The organism is Burkholderia sp. SCN-KJ, from assembly GCF_024656005.1.
In the GTDB taxonomy this organism is placed as follows: Bacteria; Pseudomonadota; Gammaproteobacteria; order Burkholderiales; family Burkholderiaceae; genus Burkholderia.
The window spans coordinates 53,688-75,288 of record NZ_JANKOG010000028.1; the positions used below are offsets into that span (position 1 = coordinate 53,688).

At 68.3% G+C, this 21,601-nt stretch carries 22 protein-coding genes; 13 read left to right on the top strand and 9 right to left on the bottom strand.

Going from position 1 to position 21,601, the window contains the following annotated elements; all coding sequences use genetic code 11:
• Positions 1 to 28: 28 nt before the first annotated feature.
• From glnP to NQV17_RS32120, 7 genes are all read left to right on the top strand, one after another.
• Entirely contained in the window at positions 29 to 685 is a 657-nt protein-coding gene (gene glnP, locus NQV17_RS32090) for a glutamine ABC transporter permease GlnP (protein ID WP_044843947.1), read from the top strand.
• Positions 682 to 1,410 (top strand): glutamine ABC transporter ATP-binding protein GlnQ, encoded by a 729-nt coding sequence (glnQ, locus tag NQV17_RS32095; RefSeq protein ID WP_014899691.1) that lies wholly within the window; start codon positions 682 to 684, stop codon positions 1,408 to 1,410. The genes glnP and glnQ overlap by 4 nt, the downstream gene beginning before the upstream one ends.
• A 20-nt stretch (positions 1,411 to 1,430) precedes the next feature.
• Positions 1,431 to 2,480 (top strand): C45 family peptidase, encoded by a 1,050-nt coding sequence (locus NQV17_RS32100; RefSeq protein ID WP_257775347.1) that lies wholly within the window; start codon positions 1,431 to 1,433, stop codon positions 2,478 to 2,480.
• Between the two features lie 14 nt (positions 2,481 to 2,494).
• Positions 2,495 to 3,829, top strand: a complete 1,335-nt coding sequence (locus NQV17_RS32105) for an aspartate aminotransferase family protein (RefSeq protein ID WP_044844010.1) — start codon at positions 2,495 to 2,497, stop codon at positions 3,827 to 3,829.
• Positions 3,830 to 3,854: 25 nt separating this feature from the next.
• On the top strand, positions 3,855 to 4,409 hold the full coding sequence (locus tag NQV17_RS32110; protein WP_257775348.1) for a carboxymuconolactone decarboxylase family protein: 555 nt from the start codon (positions 3,855 to 3,857) through the stop codon (positions 4,407 to 4,409).
• Between the two features lie 209 nt (positions 4,410 to 4,618).
• Positions 4,619 to 5,518, top strand: a complete 900-nt coding sequence (gene lpxO, locus NQV17_RS32115; RefSeq protein WP_124667695.1) for a lipid A hydroxylase LpxO — start codon at positions 4,619 to 4,621, stop codon at positions 5,516 to 5,518.
• A 169-nt stretch (positions 5,519 to 5,687) separates the two neighbouring features.
• Positions 5,688 to 6,530: an extensin gene (locus tag NQV17_RS32120; RefSeq protein ID WP_257775349.1), complete on the top strand. Its 843-nt coding sequence runs from the start codon at positions 5,688 to 5,690 to the stop codon at positions 6,528 to 6,530.
• A 114-nt stretch (positions 6,531 to 6,644) separates the two neighbouring features.
• On the opposite strand, the gene ahpF is transcribed toward NQV17_RS32120, so the two are convergent.
• Together ahpF and ahpC are read right to left on the bottom strand one after the other, a co-directional pair.
• Positions 6,645 to 8,243, bottom strand: coding sequence for an alkyl hydroperoxide reductase subunit F (gene ahpF, locus NQV17_RS32125; protein WP_257775350.1), 1,599 nt, complete (start codon positions 8,241 to 8,243; stop codon positions 6,645 to 6,647).
• Positions 8,244 to 8,367: 124 nt separating this feature from the next.
• On the bottom strand, positions 8,368 to 8,931 hold the full coding sequence (ahpC, locus tag NQV17_RS32130; RefSeq protein ID WP_006750178.1) for an alkyl hydroperoxide reductase subunit C: 564 nt from the start codon (positions 8,929 to 8,931) through the stop codon (positions 8,368 to 8,370).
• Positions 8,932 to 9,251: 320 nt separating this feature from the next.
• Here ahpC and NQV17_RS32135 point away from each other — a divergent pair, with 320 nt between their 5' ends.
• From NQV17_RS32135 to NQV17_RS32145, 3 genes are read left to right on the top strand one after another with little or no spacing between them, the layout of a single operon-like run.
• On the top strand, positions 9,252 to 10,208 hold the full coding sequence (locus tag NQV17_RS32135) for an ABC transporter substrate-binding protein (protein ID WP_257775351.1): 957 nt from the start codon (positions 9,252 to 9,254) through the stop codon (positions 10,206 to 10,208).
• 1 nt (position 10,209) lies between these two features.
• Positions 10,210 to 11,514 carry a dicarboxylate/amino acid:cation symporter gene (locus NQV17_RS32140; protein ID WP_257775352.1) on the top strand — a complete coding sequence of 435 codons (1,305 nt, stop codon included), beginning with the start codon at positions 10,210 to 10,212 and terminating at the stop codon, positions 11,512 to 11,514.
• Between the two features lie 10 nt (positions 11,515 to 11,524).
• Positions 11,525 to 12,226, top strand: a complete 702-nt coding sequence (locus NQV17_RS32145) for an aspartate/glutamate racemase family protein (protein WP_257775353.1) — start codon at positions 11,525 to 11,527, stop codon at positions 12,224 to 12,226.
• Between the two features lie 57 nt (positions 12,227 to 12,283).
• On the opposite strand, the gene NQV17_RS32150 is transcribed toward NQV17_RS32145, so the two are convergent.
• The 4 genes from NQV17_RS32150 to NQV17_RS32165 form a co-directional block, all read right to left on the bottom strand.
• The gene (locus NQV17_RS32150) at positions 12,284 to 12,649 is read right to left on the bottom strand and encodes a type II toxin-antitoxin system VapC family toxin (protein ID WP_257775354.1); all 366 of its coding nucleotides are present in this window, start codon (positions 12,647 to 12,649) and stop codon (positions 12,284 to 12,286) included.
• Positions 12,643 to 12,825, bottom strand: a complete 183-nt coding sequence (locus NQV17_RS32155) for a hypothetical protein (RefSeq protein ID WP_257775355.1) — start codon at positions 12,823 to 12,825, stop codon at positions 12,643 to 12,645. Before NQV17_RS32155 ends, NQV17_RS32150 begins: the two co-directional genes overlap by 7 nt.
• Positions 12,819 to 13,037: a ribbon-helix-helix protein, CopG family gene (locus NQV17_RS32160; RefSeq protein ID WP_044843958.1), complete on the bottom strand. Its 219-nt coding sequence runs from the start codon at positions 13,035 to 13,037 to the stop codon at positions 12,819 to 12,821. The genes NQV17_RS32155 and NQV17_RS32160 overlap by 7 nt, the downstream gene beginning before the upstream one ends.
• Positions 13,038 to 13,148: 111 nt before the next feature.
• A complete protein-coding gene (locus NQV17_RS32165; RefSeq protein ID WP_257775356.1) occupies positions 13,149 to 14,042 on the bottom strand; it encodes a LysR substrate-binding domain-containing protein in 894 nt (297 codons plus the stop codon).
• 177 nt (positions 14,043 to 14,219) lie between these two features.
• Between NQV17_RS32165 and NQV17_RS32170 the strand changes: the two genes are divergently transcribed.
• From NQV17_RS32170 to NQV17_RS32180, 3 genes are read left to right on the top strand one after another with little or no spacing between them, the layout of a single operon-like run.
• Positions 14,220 to 15,386 carry a branched-chain amino acid ABC transporter substrate-binding protein gene (locus NQV17_RS32170; RefSeq protein WP_044843960.1) on the top strand — a complete coding sequence of 389 codons (1,167 nt, stop codon included), beginning with the start codon at positions 14,220 to 14,222 and terminating at the stop codon, positions 15,384 to 15,386.
• A gap of 17 nt (positions 15,387 to 15,403) precedes the next feature.
• Positions 15,404 to 15,943: an L-2-amino-thiazoline-4-carboxylic acid hydrolase gene (locus tag NQV17_RS32175; protein WP_044843961.1), complete on the top strand. Its 540-nt coding sequence runs from the start codon at positions 15,404 to 15,406 to the stop codon at positions 15,941 to 15,943.
• On the top strand, positions 15,936 to 17,192 hold the full coding sequence (locus NQV17_RS32180; RefSeq protein ID WP_257775357.1) for a Zn-dependent hydrolase: 1,257 nt from the start codon (positions 15,936 to 15,938) through the stop codon (positions 17,190 to 17,192). The genes NQV17_RS32175 and NQV17_RS32180 overlap by 8 nt, the downstream gene beginning before the upstream one ends.
• Positions 17,193 to 17,213: 21 nt before the next feature.
• On the opposite strand, the gene NQV17_RS32185 is transcribed toward NQV17_RS32180, so the two are convergent.
• The 3 genes from NQV17_RS32185 to glmS all read right to left on the bottom strand — a co-directional run bounded on the left by NQV17_RS32185 (position 17,214) and on the right by glmS (position 21,484).
• On the bottom strand, positions 17,214 to 18,050 hold the full coding sequence (locus tag NQV17_RS32185; protein ID WP_257775358.1) for a cytochrome c: 837 nt from the start codon (positions 18,048 to 18,050) through the stop codon (positions 17,214 to 17,216).
• A gap of 285 nt (positions 18,051 to 18,335) precedes the next feature.
• On the bottom strand, positions 18,336 to 19,661 hold the full coding sequence (locus NQV17_RS32190) for a hypothetical protein (protein ID WP_257775370.1): 1,326 nt from the start codon (positions 19,659 to 19,661) through the stop codon (positions 18,336 to 18,338).
• Positions 19,661 to 21,484: a glutamine--fructose-6-phosphate transaminase (isomerizing) gene (gene glmS / locus NQV17_RS32195; protein ID WP_257775359.1), complete on the bottom strand. Its 1,824-nt coding sequence runs from the start codon at positions 21,482 to 21,484 to the stop codon at positions 19,661 to 19,663. The genes NQV17_RS32190 and glmS overlap by 1 nt, the downstream gene beginning before the upstream one ends.
• Between the last annotated feature and the right edge of the window lie 117 nt (positions 21,485 to 21,601).

Below are 21,601 nucleotides of genomic sequence, written 5' to 3' on the forward strand. Positions count from 1 at the left end.
CGGTCTTGAATCGAACGGGGAGCGACACGTGAATTTCGATTGGTCGGCGATCTGGGCGGCGTTGCCGGACCTGATGGACGGGGTCCGGTTGACGGTGTTCATCGCATTTTTCGGGCTGGTGGGCGGGTTCGTCGTCGGGATGATCGCGGGCATGTTCCGCGCATACGGACCGAAGGCGATGAACGTGCTCGCACAGGTTTATATTGAACTGATCCGCGGCACGCCGATCGTCGTGCAGGTGATGTTCCTGTACTTCGCGCTGCCGCTGCTCGCGCATATCCGCATCGACGGCCTGACGGCCGCGATCATCGCGATCACGGTGAATTCCGGCGCGTATCTCGCGGAAGTGGTGCGCGGCGCGCTGCTGTCGATCCCGAAGGGGCTGACGGAAGCGGGGCTCGCGATGGGCCTGTCGATGCCGCGCGTGCTGCTGAAGGTGGTCGGGCCGCTCGCGTTCCGGCGGCTGATTCCGCCGCTCGGCAACCAGTGCATCGTGAGCCTGAAGGACACGTCGCTGTTCATCGTGATCGGCGTCGGCGAACTGACGCGCAAGGGGCAGGAAATCATTGCCGGCAATTTCCAGGCCGTCGAAATCTGGACCGCGGTGGCCATCATCTACCTGATGCTGACCGGCGCGATGACGCTGACGCTGCGGCTCGTCGAAAAGCGCATGAGGATCCTATGAGCATGATCGAATTCCAGAACGTGTCGAAGAGCTTCGGCCATGTGCCGGTGCTCAAGCATATCGACCTGAAGATCGACGCGGGCGAAGTCGTGGTCGTGATCGGTCCGTCGGGCTCGGGCAAGTCGACGATGTTGCGCTGTATCAACGCGCTCGAGAAAATCACCGGCGGCGAGCTGCTGGTCGACGGCCAGAGCGTGCGCGGCAACGCGTCGACGATTCGCAACATCCGGCTCGAGGCCGGCATGGTGTTCCAGCAGTTCAACCTGTTTCCGCAAATGACCGCGCTCGAGAACGTGATGTTCGGGCCGATCCAGGTGCGCGGTGCGTCGCGCGCCGACGCGCGCGACCAGGCGATGGCGCTGCTCGACAAGGTGGGCCTCGAATCGCGCGCGAATCATTACCCGTCGGAGCTGTCGGGCGGCCAGCAGCAGCGTGTCGCGATCGCGCGTGCGCTCGCGATCCGGCCGCGGCTGATGCTGTTCGACGAGCCGACGTCGGCGCTCGATCCGGAATTGCGCCACGAAGTGCTGAAAGTGATGCAGGATCTCGCAACCGAAGGGATGACGATGATCGTCGTCACGCACGAGATCGGCTTCGCGAAGCGGGTCGGCACGCGACTCCTGTTCATGGATCAGGGCGGCATCGCCGAGGACGGCCATCCGGTCGACCTGATCGACCGGCCGCCGACACCGCGCCTGAAGGAATTCCTGAAACACGTGTCCTGAACGAAACCGAATTGCCCGACATGCCGCTTTCCCTTTCCCCCGTCATCGCCGGCACACCGTTCGACATCGGCGTGCGTCTCGGCGAGCTTGCCCGCCCCGTGTTCGATGCGTACATGCAGCAGAGCAGCGCATGGCAGGCCGTGCGCCGCTGGCGCGGCCATCCGTTCGTCGCCGCGCTGCGGCAGGCCGCGCTGGCCGCGCACCCCGACCTCGTCGCGGAACTGGACGGGATCGCGGCGGGCGTCGGCTGGCCGGCGGAGGACATCTTCCTGTGGAACTGCCGCGGCGAACTGATCCACAACGCGCCGGACGGCTGCACGACGCTCGCCGGGCGCGACGCGCACGGCACGCGCTGGATCGCGCACAACGAGGACGGCGATCCGTACCTGCGCGAGCGTTGCCTGCTGGTCGACGTGCAGCCGCAGGGCAAGCCGGGCTTCATCAGCTTCTATTACCCGGGCTCGCTGCCCGGACATACGTTCGCCGCGAACCGCGCGGGCATCGCGCAGGCGATCAACAACCTGCGCATCCGCACGCCCGCGGCCGGCGTGCCGCGGATGATCCTCGCGCGTGCGGTGCTCGATGCGACGTCGCTCGACGCAGCCGCCGACGTGCTGCGCACCCATGCGCGCGCGAGCGGCTTTCACCACACGCTCGGCGCGACCGGCGATACGCGGCTCTTGAGCATCGAGGCGAGCGTCGCGCGCTGTTCGGTCGTCGACGTTTCGCAACTCACCGGCCACGCGAATCATCTCGTGCATTCGGGCTGCGAGGCCGAAGCGCAGATCGTCACGCAATCGTCCGGCGATCGCCAGCGGCGCGTCGATGCGCTGACGCCGGCCATCGATGCGATCGACGAAGCTGCGCTGCTGCGTGTGCTCGGCGATCGCGCACCGGAAGGGCTGCCGATCTATCGCGACGATCCGGCCGATCCCGACGACGAAAACACGCTGGCGACCGCCGTGTTCGCGATTCGCGACACCGCGATCGACTTCACCGTTCATCAACACGGCACGCAGCGCTTCGCGACGCGCATCGTGCCGTCCGCGCACGCGCCCTGCGCGTCCTGACCATGAGGCAACGCATGACGACCGTTTTCCATCGCGCTCCGCGCGCCACCTTGCCCGTCGCCGTCGCAGGCGACGGCATCGAGATCATCGATTCGACCGGCAAACGCTATATCGACGCATGCGGTGGCGCGGCCGTGTCGTGTCTCGGGCACAGCAACCAGCGCGTGATCGATGCGATCAAGCGGCAGGCGCAGCAACTGCCGTATGCGCATACGTCGTTCTTCACGACCGAGGTGGCCGAGGAGCTGGCCGACCGGCTCGTCGAGGCCGCGCCGGCCGGCCTCGAACACGTGTATTTCGTGTCGGGCGGATCGGAGGCGGTCGAAGCCGCATTGAAGCTTGCGCGCCAGTATTTCGTCGAAAAGGGCGAGCCGCAACGCCGCCATTTCATCGCACGCCGCCAGAGCTATCACGGCAACACGCTCGGCGCACTCGCGATCGGCGGCAACGCATGGCGGCGCGAGCCGTTCCTGCCGCTGCTGATCGAAGCGCACCACGTGAGCCCGTGTTATGCGTATCGCGACCAGCAGGCGGGAGAAACCGACGAAGCGTATGCGCAGCGCCTGGCTGACGAACTGGAGCAGAAGATCGTCGAACTCGGCGCGGAAAACGTCGCGGCGTTCGTCGCGGAGACGGTGGTCGGCGCGACGGCCGGCGCGGTGCCGCCGGTGCGTACCTACCTGAAGAAGATCCGCGCGGTGTGCGACAAGTACGGCGTGCTGCTGATTCTCGATGAAATCATGTCGGGGATGGGGCGTACCGGTTACCTGTTCGCATGCGACGAAGACGGAGTCGCGCCCGACCTGCTGACGATCGCGAAAGGGCTCGGCGCGGGTTACCAGCCGATCGGCGCGACACTGGTGAGCGATCGCATCTACCGGACGATCGTCGACGGCTCGGGCTTCTTCCAGCACGGCCACACGTATCTCGGCCACGCAACCGCCTGTGCGGCCGCGCTCGAAGTGCAGCGCGTGATCGCCGAAGAGAAGCTGCTCGACAACGTGAAGGCGCGCGGCGAGCAACTGCGGGCGTCGCTGCGCGAGCAGTACGGTGCGCATCCGCATGTCGGCGACGTGCGCGGCCGCGGGCTGTTCGTCGGCGTCGAGCTCGTGCGCGATCGCGACAGCAAGGCGACGTTCGATCCCGCGCTGAAGCTGCATGCTGCGGTCAAGCGCGAGGCGATGCAGCGCGGCCTGATGGTGTATCCGATGGGCGGCACGATCGACGGCGTGCACGGCGATCACATCCTGGTCGCACCGCCGTTCGTCTGCACTGCGCAGCAGATCGACACGATCGTCGAGCGGCTGTCCGGCGCGATCGACGCGGCGCTCGCGTCGGCCGGCGCGTGAATCACGACCTCACCGAACCCTCGCCATGACAGACAGACTGCCTCCCTTCGATCCCGCATCGGCCACCGACGAGCAGAAGGCCGTGCTCGCGGACATTCTCAGCGGCCCGCGCGGCAACCTGAACGGGCCGTTCCTCGGCTGGATCGCGAGCCCCGAGCTTGCGCAGCACGCGCAGCGGCTCGGCGCGTTCTGCCGCTATCGCACGGGTTTGCCGCTGCGGCTGTCGGAACTCGCGATTCTCGTGACGGCCGCGCGCTGGCGCTCGCAGGCCGAGTGGCACATCCACCAACCGATCGCGCTCGATGCCGGCGTGCCGGCCGCGACGGCCGAAGCGATCCGCCGTGGCGTCGAGCCGGCATTCGAATCGGACGACGATGCGCTGATCCATGCGTTCGCGACCGAGCTGTACGACACGCGGCGCGTGAGCGACGCGACGTTCGCGCGCGCGCAGGCGCGATTCGGCCACGAGACCGTGGTGAACCTCGTCGCGCTGCTCGGCTATTACGCGCTCGTGGCGATGACGCTCAACACGTTCGGTATGCGCGCTGACGGACAAACTGAGTTACCGTTTCCGGAATAATCGCCGCATGCGCGCGGGTCGGCAGCACGCCGCGCGCGCATTCCGGTTGCGTCGAAAAGCCCGTCGGCACGGGCTTTTCGGCGTGCCGGCACGATTCGATCGGCAACCTCTGCGCGTCTTGCCGATGCACCTCGCACCGCCTGCGCTTCAGCGCAGGAAATTTTCCCCGTACCTAGAATTCCGTAAAACAACTTACGGGGGAAATATCGATGCGCTGGGTCCTGTTGATCGTGTTCATTGCGTGTGTCGTCCATACGCACCGGCGCGGCAAGGTTCGGCACAGGTTGTTCAGGCAACTATCCGATCACTCGACCTTCACCGCGCCGCTGAACTGCTTTTCCTACGCGTTCTCGTCGGTGCCGACCACGCCGTTTCTCGACACGCGGCACTTTCCGGAACTCGCCGTGCTGCAGCGCGAATGGCGGACCTTCCGCGAGGAGGCGCTCGCGTTGCGCGATGCCAGCCGGATCAAGGCGTCGGGCGAGTACAACGACATCGGCTTCAATTCGTTCTTTCGCAACGGCTGGAAGCGCTTCTATCTGAAGTGGTACGACGCGCCGCATCCGTCCGCGCAGGCGCTGTGTCCGCGCACGGTCGAGATTCTGTCGCGGATTCCGTCGATCAAGGCCGCGATGTTCGCGCAGTTGCCGCCGGGCGGCAAGCTCGGCCTGCATCGCGATCCGTATGCGGGCTCGCTGCGCTACCACCTCGGGCTCGACACGCCGAACGACGACGCGTGCCGGATCGTCGTGGACGGCGAGTCGTATGCGTGGCGCGACGGCGAGGCCGTGATGTTCGACGAGACCTATCTGCACTGGGCCGAGAATCGCACCGCGCACGATCGCGTGATCCTGTTCTGCGACATCGACCGCCCGATGAAATATCGTTGGGCGCAGCGCATCAACGATGCGTTCGGGCAACTGCTGATGCGCGCGGCCGCGTCGCCGAACGAAACGGGCGACCGCACGGGCGGGCTCAATCACGCATTCAAGTACCTGTATGCGATTCGCCGCGCCGGCAAGCGGCTGAAGGCGTGGAATCGCACCGTGTACTACGTCGTCAAGTGGGCGCTGTTCGGCGGGATCGCGGTCGCGATTTTCTGCATCTGAAGGCGGAAGGCAGACGGTGCCGAACCGTCAGACGATAGGGCGCGCAGCATCGTACGGCCTCCGCGCTCTTGGGGTCGACGTCAATGCAACGAATTGTATTCGTGCGGGATCATGCGCGAACGCACGCGTATCATGGCTTGTTCACGTCGATTTGGATCGGTGAGCAAGCATGACTCGTACCCGTAAGACATTGATGATCGCCGGCGGTTTGCTGGTTGCCGCGGCAGGCACCGGCTACGTGATGCTCCTGCGTGCGGACCACCGCGCGATCGCGGAAGCCGGGATCGGCGATTCCGCAGCACCTGCCGCCGCCGTGACCGCGGCGAACGACGGCCACACCGCACAAGGCACGATCGCGCCGCCCGCGCCCGTCGCCGTCCCGTCCGCACATGTGGACGCGGCCGTGCCGCAACCCGCGGCCGTAGCGCCGCCCGCCGCGGCCGCTGCGCGTACGCATGCGGCACCGGCATCCGCCGCCGTCGCGCCGGTCATCGCCGCACCGGCGAAACCGGCGCCACCGGCGAAACCGAGTGCGCCGCCACCGACCGTCCACGTCGTGACGATCGAGCCGGAGGATGCGACCCCGCCGAAGGCCAAGCCGGCACAACCGGTACCAGCGCCGGTACAAGCAGCGCAATCGGCCCAGCCGGCGCAATCTGCACAATCTGCGCCGCCGGCCCAGGCCGCGCAGGCAACCCGGCCGAGCCAGCAGGCGGCGTATCAGCCTCCGCAGCACGCGGCGCGCAAACGCGACGGGCTCGAGCGACACGCGGCAGCACCGTCCGCCATGAAATCCGAAACCCCGGAAACCGCTGCGCTCGTGCGTGAATCGGCGAAGCTGGATCCGTCGTTGCCGGCGCCGCAATACGTGGCGACGCCGAGCGGCGATCGGCAGCACACGTCGGCGGGGGCGAATGCGGTCGCTGCCGCGATGACCGACCAGCTGGTCAGGCAGTCGAGCAATATCAAGGCGCCCGCACCGGCGAACGCCGGGCCCGGCGCGACCCAGTGAGCAGGGCGCCGCAGCGCGCGCGCCGTGCTGCTCCGCACCGGATGAAAAAGGGCCCCGCACGCCGACCAGGGCATGCGGGGCCAAGAGAGACGAACCTGTGCGGTGCGTCGCGCGTTACGCGGCGATCGCTTCTTCGGCCTGCGGCGCGTCGGCCGTAGCCGGCGTCGTGTCCTGCCGGATCAGGTGATCGAACGCGCCGAGCGATGCCTTCGCGCCTTCGCCCACCGCGATCACGATCTGCTTGAACGGCACCGTCGTCACGTCGCCGGCGGCAAACACGCCCGGCACCGACGTCGCACCGCGCGCATCGACGACGATCTCGCCGTGCTTCGACAGTTCGACCGTGCCCTTCAGCCATTCGGTGTTCGGCACGAGGCCGATCTGCACGAACACGCCTTCGAGATCGACGCGCTTCGTTTCGCCCGAACGCCGATCCTTGTAGACGAGCCCGTTCAGCTTGCTGCCGTCGCCGGTCAGCTCGGTCGTCTGCGCCTGCGTGACGATCGTCACGTTCGGCAGGCTGCGCAGCTTGCGCTGCAGCACTTCGTCCGCGCGCAGTTGCGCACCGAATTCGATCAGCGTGACGGCTTTCACGATGCCTGCCAGGTCGATCGCGGCCTCGACGCCCGAGTTGCCGCCGCCGACCACCGCGACGCGCTTGCCCTTGAACAGCGGGCCGTCGCAGTGCGGGCAGTACGCGACACCGCGGTTGCGGTATTCGCGCTCGCCCGGCACGTTGATTTCGCGCCAGCGCGCGCCGGTCGCGAGGACGATCGTCTTCGCCTTCAGCACCGCGCCGTTCGCCAGGCGGATCTGATGCACGTCGCCCGGAATCAGCGCGTCGGCGCGCTGCACGTCCATGATGTCGACGTCGTACTGCTTCACGTGCTGCTCGAGCGCCGCGGCGAACTTCGGCCCTTCGGTTTCCTGGACCGACACGAAGTTCTCGATCGCCATCGTGTCGAGCACCTGGCCGCCGAAACGCTCGGCGACGACGCCCGTCGCGATGCCCTTGCGCGCCGAGTAGATTGCCGCGGCCGCACCGGCCGGGCCGCCGCCGACGATCAGCGTGTCGAACACCGGCTTGTTCTCGAGCGACTTCGCGGCGCGCTCGCCGGCGCCCGTGTCGAGCTTCGCGAGGATTTCCTTCACGCTGCTGCGGCCCTGGCCGAACGATTCGCCGTTCAGGAACATCGTGGGCACGGCCATGATCTGGCGCGCGTCGACTTCGTTCTGGAACAGCGCGCCGTCGATCGCGACGTGGCGGATGCGCGGGTTGATCAGCGACATCACGTTCAGCGCCTGCACGACTTCCGGGCAGTTCTGGCACGACAGCGAGAAATACGTCTCGAACGCGTAGTCGCCGTCGAGCGCGCGGATCTGTTCGATCACGTCGTCGTCGAGCTTGACCGGATGGCCGCCCGTCTGCAGCAGCGCGAGCACGAGCGACGTGAATTCATGGCCCATCGGGATGCCGGCGAAGCGGATGCCGGCCGGCTTGCCGGGTTCGCCGATCGAGAACGACGGCTTGCGCTCGACATCGTCGCGGCGTTCGGTCACGGTCACGCGCGACGTCAGCGACGCAATCTCGTTCAGCAGCGCAAGCAGTTCCTGCGATTTCGCGCTGTCGTCGAGCGACGCGACGAGTTCGATCGGGCGCGTGATCTTTTCGAGGTACGCTTTCAGTTGGTTCTTGAGATTGGCGTCGAGCATGGCGTTTCGGATTCCGTATTGATTTGGCTGCTCGGGCACGTCGTGCCGGAGGAGGGTGCGGGCCGCGGAAGGCGGCCGGCTGGGTGCTCGTTGGGCGCCTCGAGCGAGGCGCGCCGGGCGACCCTTAGATCTTGCCGATCAGGTCGAGCGACGGGGTCAGCGTTTCCGCACCCGGCGTCCACTTGGCCGGGCACACTTCACCCGGGTGTGCCGCGATGTATTGCGCAGCCTGCACCTTGCGCAGCAGTTCGCCTGCGTCGCGGCCGATGCCGTTGTCGTGGATTTCGCACAGCTTGATCTCGCCTTCCGGGTTGATCACGAACGTGCCGCGCAGCGCCATCCCTTCTTCCTCGATCAGCACGTCGAAGTTGCGCGACAGCGTGAGCGTCGGGTCGCCGATCATCGGGTACTTGATCTTGCCGATCGTGTCCGACGTGTCGTGCCATGCCTTGTGCGTGAAGTGCGTGTCGGTCGACACGCCGTAGATTTCGACACCCAGCTTCTGGAATTCCGCGTAGCGGTCGGCGAGGTCGCCCAGCTCGGTCGGGCAGACGAACGTGAAGTCGGCCGGGTAGAACACGACGACGGACCACTTGCCCTTGAAGTTCTCTTCGGTCACGGGCACGAAATCGCCGTTGTGGTATGCGGTTGCCTTGAACGGTTTGATTTGGGTGTTGATGATCGGCATCTTGCGAGTTCCTTTGCTTGGGTGTTGATGAAGTGTTGCCAGTATCCGGGTTCACCCCTGGTTTGTGAAATTGCTTGTTTCAATCCGCGGCATCGGGAATTTCTATCCGCATCCGGCCCCGTCGCGGCGGCTCGTCCGGGCGGCCCGTGCCATTCGGGCCGGGCCTTCCGGCGGATTTCGGCCGGCCGGCGCTTCTGACACATTGGGCGTGCGGGAGGGCGCGGCGCCGGGAGAGGGTGCCGCACCTCGCGCAAGGGTCCGGCGCCCGTTCTGCACGAACGGCCGCGCGGTCGTTCGATACTCCCCGTCCCACTGCCGCCATGAACCTCTTTTCCGGACGCGCCGCGCGCGCGCTGCTTGCCTGGTTCCGCGAGTTCGTCCCCGAGCGGCGATGCCTGCATCGGCCCTTGCGCGGCGCGGCCTGCGTACTCGTGACCGTGTCGTGCGCCGCGCCGGCGCTGGCCCTCGATGCCGCCGCGCCGGCCGTGCCGGCGGCGCCCGCCACCACGGCGACCGGGCTCGTGCAGATGCCCGACGGCCGGCTGCTCGCGCCGGAGTTTGCCCGCATCGTCACGCGCGGCACGCTCGTCGTCGCGGTGCTCGGCGTAGATCAGCCGCCGTTCTTCATGTCGCGCAACGGCGCATTGGCGGGCGTCGACATCGACCTCGCCGACGAACTCGCCAGGAAGCTCGGCGTGCCGGTGCAGTTCGACCGCGATGCGCGCACGTTCGACGACGTCGTTCATCTGCTCGCGACCGGGCAGGCCGACGTCGCGATCAGCAAGCTGTCGCGCACGCTGCCGCGGGCGCAGGTGGTGCGCTTCAGCACGCCGTACATCAGCCTGCGGCGCGCGCTGCTGATCAACCGCGTCGGCTTCGCCGAACTCGCGAAAGGGCGGCCGCTGCCCGAAGTCGTGCGCGACTATCGCGGCACGATCGGCGTCGTCGCGGGGTCGGCCTACGCCGAATACGCGCGCAACGATTTCCCGGCCGCGCGGGTGCGCACCTATCCGAGCTGGCCGGCGACGCTCGACGCGCTGAACGCCGGCGCGGTCACGGCCGTGTATCGCGACGAGCTCGCGATCAAGCGCGTGATGCAGGACGACCCGACCGCGCCGATCCGGCTGCGCGTCGCGACCTTCGACGACCTCACCGACGCGCTTGCCGTCGGCGTGCCGGTGTCCATGCCGACGCTGCTTGCGTTCGTCAACCAGTTCCTGGCCGAGCGCAACAAGCGGCTCGACGTGAAATCCCTGCTCGATGCGATGGGTCGCTGACATGAACATGAACGAGAACATCAGGATCGCACCGCGCATCGAGCGGCTGCATGCGCTCGCGATCCATCCGTTGACGGTCTTCGGCAGCCTCGCGCTCGGCATCGTGGCGGGCGTATTGTGGCCGGCGGCCGCGCCGCAATTCGACTACGTGGGCCAGGTGTACGTCGGCCTGCTCAAGATGACGGCGCTGCCGTTCATGACGGCCGCGGTGATCTTCAGCCTGCAGCGGCTGCTGCGCGACGGCAACGCGTCGGATCTCGTGCTGCGCGTGATCACGATCTTCAGCTGCGTGTCGGTGTTCGTCGTCGCGGTCGGCGCGGTCGTGCTGGTCGCGATGCGGCCGGGCGAGCACCTGTCGACCGCGACGCTGAAGGCGTTCGGCGCGCTGGTCGGCAGCGACGGCGCGGCGAGCGATACCGTGATGACGCTCTACGGCAGCGATCCCGCGGAGAAGTCGTCGGGCCTCGCCGACATGCTGATCGCGCTGGTGCCCGGCAACTTCTTCGCGGCGCTCGCGAGCGGCGACACGCTGAAGGCGCTGGTGTTCTCGCTGTTCTTCGGGTTCGCGTCGGGGCGCGTGCCGGCCAGCATCTCGGCGGCGCTGAGCCAGACGCTGGAGACCGTCTATTGCACGTGCCAGAAGATCATGCACTGGCTCGCGTACCCGACGCCGATCGTGCTGTTCTGCGGCGGCGCCGCGCAGATCGGCACGTCGGGGTTCGGGCCGCTCGAGGCGATGGTCCGCTTCGTCGCCGCGTTCGCCGTCGTCGCGCTCGTGCTGATCGCGGCGGCGATCGCCGTGATCTGGAAGCGCTCGGGCGCGACGCTGGCCGGGACGCTCGCCGGCTTGCGCACGCCGTTCGCGATGGCACTCGCCACGCGCAGCAGCGTGGCCTGCATGCCGAGCATGATCGAGTGCCTGGCCGACGGCTTCGGCTTCGCCCGCGCGCGTGTCGAGCTGGTCGTGCCACTCGCCGTGTCGCTGCTGCGCGTCGGGCCGATGGTCTATTACGCGAGTGCGACGCTGTTCGTCGCGCAACTCTACGAGCGGTCGCTCGGCCCCGGCGAGCTGTGCGTCGTGCTGGTCGCGTCGGTGCTGGCCGGGTTCGCGTCGACGGGCACGTCGGGCGTCGTGACGGTGTCGCTCACCGGCATGGTGTGCGCGGCGCTGCACCTGCCGTTCGAGGCCGCGTTCGTGCTGTTCGTGGCGGTCGATCCGTTCTGCGAGATGTTGCGGACGCTGTTGCTGGTGATCGGCAACTCGGCCGTCGTATCCGCGATCTGCGCGCGGCCGCCGCGCGCGTGAAGGAGACGTCATGGCACTCGTCGGCGTACTGGGCGGAATGGGGCCGCTGGCCACGGTCGACTTCATGCATCGCGTGATGCGCCTGACGCGTGCGCGCTGCGACCAGGAGCACCTGCCGATGGTCGTCGCGAACCTGACGCAGACGCCCGATCGTTCGCGCGCGATCATCGACGGCGGGCCCGATCCGCTGCCGGCGCTGCTCGAGGGCGTCGCGCTGCTGAACCGCTGCGGTGTCGACGTGATCGCGATCCCGTGCAATTCGGCGCATCACTGGTATGCGCCGCTGCGCGAACGCAGCGCGGCGCCGATCCTGCATATCGTCGATGCGTCGGTGGCCGCGTTGCCGGCCGGCGTGCGGCGCGTCGCCGTGCTCGCCACAGGCGGCACGCTGGTGTCGGGCTTCTACCAGGCGGCGCTGCGTGCGCGCGGCTTCGAGCCCGTGATGCCGGACGTGGCCGCGCAGCGCGACATCGCCGCGTGCATCGCGGCGGTCAAGGCGGGGAAGATCGATGCGTCGGTGCGGTGCCTGTCGCGCGCGCTCGCGATGCTGGCGCGACGGGACGTGGGCGTCGCGGTGATGGGCTGCACGGAAATCCCGATCGCCGCGCGGGCGGTGCGCGATACGCCGTTTGCATTGGTCGACAGCACGAACGAGCTGGCGCGCGCGACGGTCGCCTATGCGGCCGAGCGCGGATGGGGGCGGCCGGTGTGACGCGCGGCGACGGCGGGACGCGCGGCTGTCCGCCACGCATGACGGACGCCGCTCGCGCTAGATCTGATACGGCGCGCGGACGCCCGGTTCGGTGACGGGAAAATCCTTCGTGTTGCGCGATACGAGCAACAGGCCGTTCACTTGCGCCGATGCCCAGACGATCGCATCGGGCAGACGAATGCGACGTTCCTTGCGAATCGTTACGGCACGGTTCGCCACCATGCTGTCGAGCGGGATGATGTCGAACGACGAAAGCCATGCGCGAATTGCCGCATCGTCGCCGGCCGTCGCGCCGACCATGACTTCCATCCAGGTCACCATGCTGATCGCCCGGTAGTCGTAGCGGGCCAGTTCCGCGCGCGCGGACTCCGCGCCGCCGAGATAGTCGATCAGGATGTTGGTATCGAAGAGGGCTCTTACCATTCCGAACGCAGTGCCTCCTGCCAGGTGAGCCCGTCGACCGCGCGATCCTTCCACAGGCCGAATACGGTGGGGGCATGGGGCGGCCGTTGCTGCACCTGCACGAGGCAGGCGTCGGCCGGAAGCGCGCGGCCCGCATACCTGGCCGCGCTTTGAGTGTCGATGTGTGCTTTTACCATTCCGAACGCAGTGCCTCCTGATAGGTGAGCCCGTCGACCGCGCGATCCTTCCACAGGCCGAATACGTGATCGGCATGCGCGCGCTTGTGTTGCGCGATATACGCGTCGATCGCATCGCGAATGATCGCGGCGCGAGGGCGTTGCTCAGTCTCGACGATGGCGGCCAGTTCGTCGAGCTGGCCATTCGACAGATCGATCAGGATACGGCTCATCGCAACCTCCGATATATGATATGCATATCATATATACACGTGCGGACGTCCGCAAGTCACCGGCTTGCCCGGCAAGCGCGCCGTTCCGCCGGCAGGCGGCGGAGCGGGGGCTCAGGCGGCGATCTTCCTCAGCCAGTCGGCGAGCCGTCTCGCCCCGTCCGGCATGTCCGCATCCTCGCGCGTGCACAGGTAGTAGTCGCGCCCGTCGTCGAGCGCGTGGTCGAACAGCTTCACGAGTTCGCCGCTGGCCAGTTCGCGCTCGACCAGCGGCGCGCGCAGCAGCGCCGCGCCGAGATCCGCGCGCGCCGCGCTCAGCGTCAGTTGCCCGTCCTCGAACATCGGCCCCACCGCATGCGACACGTGCCGCACGCCGGCGCCCTGCAGCCAGTTGACCCAGGTGCTGCGATCCTCGTCGTGCACGAGCGGCGCCTGCGCGAGATCGGCCGGCGTGCGGAACGGCCCGTGGCGCTTCAGGAACGACGGGCTGCACATCGGCACCATCGCGCCCGGCAGCAGCCGCTCGCAGCGGTAGCCGGGCCAGTCGCCGGTGCCGAAGCGGATCGACAGGTCGGACGCGTCGCTTCGATAGTTGCGGTGATGCGCATACAGCACGGTCACGTCGACGTCGGTGTTCTCGGCGAGGAACGCATGCAGCCGCGGGATGAACCAGCCGATGCCGAGCAGCGGAATCAGGCTGATCGTGATCTGCCGCAGCGACGACCGGTCGCGCACGAAGCGCGTCGCGCTGCGCAGCACCGAGAACGCGGCGCTGATCGAGCGGTAGTAGTCGCGCCCCTCGTCGGTGAGCGCGAGCAGCCGGCCTTCGCGCACGGTCAGCGGCGTCTGGATGAACACCTCGAGCAGCTGCAACTGGTGGCTGACCGCGGACGGCGTGATGTCGAGCTCGTGCGCGGCCGCAGTGACCGACCCGAGACGCGCGAATGCCTCGAACGCGCGGACGGCGCGTAACGGCGGATCGTGCGGCAATTGTTCGATATTTTTCATGTGTCGAATTTTATCGAAAAATCAGGGTAAGCGACAACGTAAAAATATCCTTTATTTACAGGCTATTGCGCTATTGTGTCGGGAATGGCATAAGCATCCAACAATTGAATATTTGGGGTGAGCGTGCCAAATATTTAATATTTTTCATGTTTTGATTCGAATCCCCGAGCCCCGCACATGAAAATCGCCTTTCTTCCCGCCAGCTTCGCATTCTCCGCGGCCGCGCTGATCGCCGCCGTTCCCGCCTTCGCGCAGTCCGCGCCGCAGACGATCCTGATCGGTCTCGCCGCGCCGCTCACCGGCCCGTCGGCGCGGATCGGCAAGGATCTGCAAAACGGCGCGCAACTCGCGATCGACGACGCGAACGCGAAACATCCGAGCATCGGCGGCAAGCCGGTCGTCTACAAGCTCGTCGCGGCCGACGATCAATCCGACCCGCGCACGGCCGTCGCGGTCGCGCAGCAGCTCGTCGACCAGCACGTGATTGGCGTCGTCGGCCACTGGAACACGGGTTGCAGCGTGCCGGCGTCGCGCGTCTACCGCGATGCGGGCATTGCGCAGATCGCGCCGGCGTCCACCGGCCACCAATACACGCAGCAGGGCTACGCGACGGCGTTCCGTATCATGGGTCACGACGATGCGGGCGGCAATTTCACCGGCGCCTACGCGGTGAAGACGCTGAAGGCGCAACGCATCGCGGTGATCGACGATCGCACGTCGTTCGGTGCAGGCCTCGCCGACCAGTTCATCAAGGGCGTGCAGGCGAACGGCGGCACGATCGTCGACCGCCAGTACGTGAACGACAAGACGACCGACTTCAGCGGCGTGCTGACCGCGGTCAAGGGCAAGCGCGCGGATCTCGTGTTCTTCGGCGGGCTCGACGCGCAAGCCGCGCCGATCGCGCGCCGGATGCGCCAGCTCGGCGTGAACGCGCCGCTGCTCGGCGCCGGCGGCTTCGTGAGCCAGACCTTCCTGTCGCTCGCGGGCAAGGACGGCGACGGCGTGACGGCACTCGAACCGGGCCTGCCGCTCGACCGGATGCCGGGCGGCAAGGCGTTCGACGCCCAGTACCGCGCCCGCTTCAACGCGCCGATCGAACTGCATGCGCCGTTCGCGTACGACGCGGCGGCCACGCTGATCGCGGCCGCGCAAAAGGCCGGCACGACGCAGCCGGCGAAGCTGGTCGCGGCCGTGCGCGCGATCGACCGGCCCGGCGTGACCGGCCGGGTCGCGTTCGACGGCGAAGGCAACCTGAAGGACCCGGCATTCACGATCTACCAGGTGCGCGGCGGCAAGTGGACCGTCGTCGACGTGCTCGGCGGCGCGCACCCGGCAACGAAATGACGACGGAGACGAACCCCATGACCGACACCACCCACGCATCCGCGGCGGCACCCGAGGACACGCGCCTCGGCATCCTCGCGCGGCGCCGCATCGAAGCGGAAATCATCAAGCCTATCTACGAGATCATGAAGCGCGAATTCGGCACCGAGCGCGCGCAGGCCGTGATCGCGGAGGCCGTGCGCGGCGCGGCCGTCGACGCGGGCCGCACGTTCGCCGCGCAGGAGCCCGACGGCACGAGCGTGCAGTCGTTCATCGCGCTGCAGGTGCTGTGGGAGAAGGACGATGCGCTCGACGTCGAGGTGCGCCGCGCGGACGACACGCACTACGACTACGACGTGCATCGCTGCAGCTACGCGGAGATGTATCACGCGATGGGGCTCGGCGAGATCGGCCACTTGCTGAGCTGCGCGCGCGACAGCTACTTCATCGAGGGTTACGACCCGCGCATCGCGCTGACGCGCACGAGCACGATCATGCAGGGCGGCAAGCGCTGCGATTTCCGCTATGCGCTGCAGGCGGCGCCGCGCGACGACACCCCGGAGGCCGGCAATGCGTGACGATCTCGCGATCGCGCCGCGCGTCGACGGCGCGCGCCTGTGGGCATCGCTCGAACGCATGGCGCAGATCGGCGCGACGCCGAAGGGCGGTGTCTGCCGTCTCGCGCTGACCGACCTCGACCGCGAGTCGCGCGACCTGTTCGTGCAGTGGGCACGCGATGCCGGCTGCACGGTGCGGGTGGACCGGATGGGCAACGTGTTCGCGCGTCGCGCGGGCCGCAATCCCGACGCCGCGCCGGTGATGACCGGCTCGCACGCCGATTCGCAGCCGACGGGCGGCCGCTACGACGGCATCTATGGCGTGCTCGGCGGCCTCGAGGTCGTGCGCGCGCTGAACGACGCGGGCATCGAGACCGAGCGCCCGATCGACGTCGTGATCTGGACCAACGAGGAAGGTTCGCGCTTCGCGCCGGCGATGATCTCGGCCGGCGTGTTCTCGGGCGTCTATTCGCTCGAATACGGGCTGTCGCGTGCCGACGGCGCGGGCAGGACGATCGGCGAGGAACTCGCGCGGATCGGCTATGCGGGCGCCGAGCCGGTCGGCGGCTATCCGGTGCATGCCGCGTACGAACTGCATATCGAGCAGGGCGCGATTCTCGAACGCGCGGGCAGGACGATCGGCGTCGTGACGGCCGGGCAGGGGCAGCGCTGGTACGAGGTGACGCTGACGGGCGTCGACGCGCACGCGGGCACGACGCCGATGGAATTCCGGCGCGACACGCTCGTGGGCGCCGCGCGGATGATCGAATTCGTCGATGCGCTCGGCCGCCGCCATGCGCCGCATGCGCGCGCGACGGTCGGGATGATCGAGGCGCGGCCGAATTCGCGCAACACGGTGCCGGGCGGCTGTTTCTTCACGGTCGAGTTCCGCCATCCCGACGATGCGGTGCTCGACGAACTCGACGCGGCGCTGCGTGCGGAACTGGCGCGCGTGGCGGCCGACGCCGGGCTCGGCGCGCAGATCGAGCAGATCTTCACGTACCCGCCGGTGCCGTTCGCGCCGCGCTGCATCGACGCGGTGCGCGATGCGGCGCAGGCGCTCGGGCTGTCGCACATGGACATCGTGTCCGGCGCGGGTCACGACGCGTGCTACGTCGCGCGCGTCGCGCCGACCGGCATGATCTTCGTGCCGTGCGTCGACGGGCTGAGCCACAACGAAGCCGAGGCGATCACGCCGGAATGGTCGGCGGCGGGCGCCGACGTGCTGCTGCGCGCAGTGCTGCAAAGCGCGCAGGAACCGGGCGCGTGACGCGCACCTGACGGGCGCGGCTTACTTGCCGGCCTTGCGCCGCGCCATGTACGCGAGGTACGCGACGATCTGGTCGAGTTCCCGGTCGCTCAACTGATCGGGCGGGAACGCCGGCATCACGCGGCCCGGCCAGTCGCGCACCGCTGCCGGGTTGCGGATGTAGCGGCGCAGCGCGGCCGGCTGGAAGTAGTCGACCGGATTCATCGGTGCGTTCAGGTCGGGGCCGGCCTGGCTGCTGCCCGCGCCGTCGACGCGGTGGCACGCAAGGCATTGCGTGACGAACAGCCGCTGGCCCGCGCGGGCCGGATCGTTCGCCGGCAACGCCGGATCGACGGCGAGCGACGGCCAGCGCGCGAGCGGCGACGATTCGATCGTGATGCGCACGATCTGATACGGCCACTGCTCGCCGCGCACCGACGACGCGTCCGGCCCGAGCCACACGAGATAGAACGGCCCCGCGCCGACCTGCTTGCCCGGCAGCTTCGGCCACGGGTGCGCGGGGTCCTCGATCGCGAGCCACGCGACGGCGCCGGCCGGCGCACGGCGGCGCGCGAGATCCAGCGGCAGTTGCGCGGCGAAACCGTCGGCCGCGCGCGTTTCGAGCACGCCGTCCGCCGGCAGCGGCGTGTCGCCGAGCAGGGCGGCGAACGGTACCGCGCGGAACGTCATCGGCCGGCCGTACGCGATGTCGCGCGGCACGTGGATGTCCGTCGCGTCGGCGCGCGCGAGCAGCGCCTGGCGCGTCAGGACGCGCGGCGTGCCGTCGGTTTCGAGTTCGAGCGAGCCCTGGGCGGACGCGCGCGTCGCGATCAGGCACACCGTCACCAGCAACAGCGAAAACCACCGGCGCTTCAGCATTCGTTCTCCGTGGGGGCGTTCCGGCGGCGGCAGAAAGGCGAGCGCCGCGGCCGATGGATGGAATCGGGCGACAGTCTATCCGGTACGGGCGGCGCTGGCGACTTCGGCGCGGGAGCGGTATGAGGAATCGGGCCGGGCTGCCGCTGCGAGTCCGACTACTGGGCGACTACCGGGCGACTGCCGAGCGCGGCCGATGCGCGCGGCGGGATCGCACTGCGCGATTCGGGCAAAGGCGCGAACGAGCGGATCGAGCGCGTCGGGCCGGATCGACGTGCCGGGTCGCCGTCAATGCGTCGAACACTGCGCGTCGGCCTTCGGCAACGGCGTTTCCCGCGTCGTGTCGAAATCCGCTTCGCGTGCGCCGGACGGCGTCAGCGACACGAAATGCATCGTCCCGCCGCGTGCCGGGAACCCGGCGATGCCGGTCGAGCCCCACGGAATCGGCGAACGCTGCACGCCGCTCACCGACATGCCCGTCGGCGCAAGCGCCAGGGTCAGCAGCCGCCCGTCGCGGGTCGGCACATAGGCATGCGTGCCGTCGACACCGATCCCGGCCTCGCGCACCGACGCCGGCAGGCAGTCGAGCGTGGCCAGACGGCGGCCGTCCGGGTCGATCAGCATCGCGACGCCGCGATTGTCCGCCGTCGTCGTGACGACGACGAAGCGGTCGACCGCCGGCACATACGCGGACGAATAGACGTAGTACTGGATCGTGTCGTTCAGCGGCCCGAGCATGTCGAGTTTCGCCGTGACCGGATCGAACATCGCGTATTCGAGCGTCGCGTCCGTGCTGCCCTCGATGTATTTTTGCCAGACCAGCAGCGCGCGCCGTGGCGAACCCGCGACCACGGGCCACCATTCGCGGCGGTGCGGCGCGACCGGCACATGGTTCAGCACGCGTCCTTCGGCATCGTAGGTCTTCACGTAGACGCCGTTGCCGGTGCCGAGGTTGTCGATGCCGCCGCCGTCGATCCAGTCGGCGGAATAGAACACGACGTAGCGTTCGCCCACCGCGGCGACGTGGCCCGAGTGGCCGCCTGCTTCGACGTCGTTCGGGTAGGGCTTGACCGGCTTCAGGTCGCGCCGATAGACGCCGTATCGCTGGCTGACCACCTGCGGCGTGTTCCAGCCGTCCTCGAACGTGACGAAGATGTCGCCGCGCGGGTTCTGCGCGATCGACACGGGCTCCTGCGCTTCCGGGCGGCTGATGAACGTATGGACGCGCAGCAGGCGCGGCTTGCCCGGCAGCCATTCGCCGACGTACACGTCATGCGGCCAGTCGCCGTTGCGCAGTGCGCCGCGCGGCACGATGCCCGAGCTGCTGAAGAACACCCAGCGCCGGCCGTCGCCGGCGTCGGCCACGCCGATCCCGTGCATGAAGCGCCGCGGGTCGCCGCGCTCCTGCGGCGACTGAGGCGACTGCGGCGACTGCGGCGACGCCGGCGCCTCCACGGTCACGGTGTGCACGACCGGCGCGCCGGCAAACGCTTGCGACGGCGCGGCGAACGCGCAGCACGCGCCGCAGAGCACGGTCGCGACGCGCCACGCGGCGGCGCGCCCGAACGCATGCGGGCGCGCGCTGGCGACCTGCGCCGCGACCGGCCGCCGCATCATTCGACGGTGACCGATTTCGCGAGATTGCGCGGCTTGTCGACGTCGGCGCCGCGCGCGCAGCCGACGTGATACGCGAGCAGCTGCAACGGGATCACGTTGACGATCGGCGACAGCGCGTCGCCCGATTCGCGCACGCGGATCAGGTGCGTGTCGCGGTCGGCGTCGATCTCGAGATGATGGCCGGCGAGCACGTACAGCCGTCCGCCGCGCGCGCGCACCTCGGCCATGTTGGACTTCAGCTTCTGGAACAGGCGGTCGTCCGGCGCGATCGTGACGACCGGCATCGCGCTCGTGACGAGCGCGAGCGGGCCATGCTTCAGTTCGCCGGCCGGATAGCCTTCCGCATGGATGTACGACACTTCCTTGAGCTTCAGCGCGCCTTCGAGCGCGATCGGATAGTGAATGCCGCGCCCGAGGAACAGCGCGTTCTCGGTGCGCGCGAACTTCGCGGCCCAGCCCATGATCTGCGTTTCCAGCGCGAGTGCGTGGCCGATGCGCTCCGGCAGTTCGTGCAGCTGCTTCAGGTGCGTCGCGACTTGCGCGGCGTCGAGCCGGCCGCGCTGCTGCGCGAGCGCGAGCGTCAGCAGGAACAGCGCGACGAGCTGGGTCGTGAACGCCTTGGTCGACGCGACGCCGAGCTCGATTCCGGCGCGTGTCAGGAAGCTGAGCGGCGCGCTGCGCGCGATCGAACTCGTTGCCACGTTGCAGATTGCCATCGACATGTCCTGGCCCATCGCGCGCGCGCGCTCGATCGCGCCGATCGTGTCGGCGGTCTCGCCGGACTGCGAAATGCCGACGACGAGCGTGCGCGGATCGGGCACGGTATCGCGATAGCGGTATTCGCTCGCGATCTCGACCTGCGCCGGGATGCCCGCGATGCCCTCGAGCCAGTATTTCGCGGTCAGGCCCGCGTAGTAGCTGGTGCCGCAGCCGAGCAGCAGCACGCTTCGGGTCTTCGACAGCAGCGCACGCGTGCTGTCGCTGCCGCCGAACAGCGCGGGCGAGACCGTGTCGATGCCGTCGATCGTGGCGGCGATCGCCTTCGGCTGTTCGAAGATCTCCTTCTGCATGAAATGCTGGTACGGGCCGAGCGCGGCGTCGTCGTCGCGCGGCTTGACGAGGCACAGCGGACGCTGTGCTTCGCTCCCGACCGAGTCGACCACGGCGATCCGCTCCGGCGTGATCAGCGCAACGTCACCGTCTTCCAGGTAGACGAAACGGTCGGTCAGGTCGCCGAGTGCCGCGCAATCGGACGCGAGATAGTTCTGGTCCGCGCCGATGCCGATCACGAGCGGCGAGCCCGCGCGCGCGGCGACGAGCCGCTGCGGCTCGCGCGCGCTCAGCACGGCGATCGCGTACGCGCCGTGCAGCCGCTTGACCGCGCGAATAACGGCATCGAACAGGTCGTCGCGATACATGCTGTGGATCAGGTGCGCGATTACCTCGGTGTCGGTCTCGCCGCGAAACGTATAGCCGCGTTCCCGCAGTTCGGCGCGCAGCGCATCGTGGTTTTCGATGATGCCGTTGTGCACGACCGCGATCGTGTCGCCCGACATGATCGGGTGCGCGTTCATTTCCGACGGTGCGCCGTGCGTTGCCCAGCGCGTGTGCGCGATGCACGTCTGCGCTTCGAGACCGAGGGTCAGCACGCGGTCCTGCAGGTCCGCCACGCGCCGCAACGTGCGTTCGCTGCGCAGGCAGCCGTCACGCAGCACGGCGATGCCGCACGAATCGTAGCCGCGATATTCGAGCCGGCTCAGTGCATTGACCAGTTGAGGGACCTGATTTTTCAGGCCGCTTGCTCCGACGATTCCGCACATGATTCACCTCGTCTACAGGAAGTTTTCCGGCCGGCGCGCGACGCGTGCCAGGACGATTTCAGGCGCGCCGTCGCGTCATGCGGCGTGCGCGGTGCGCAGTGCATCGCGGCACGGCGC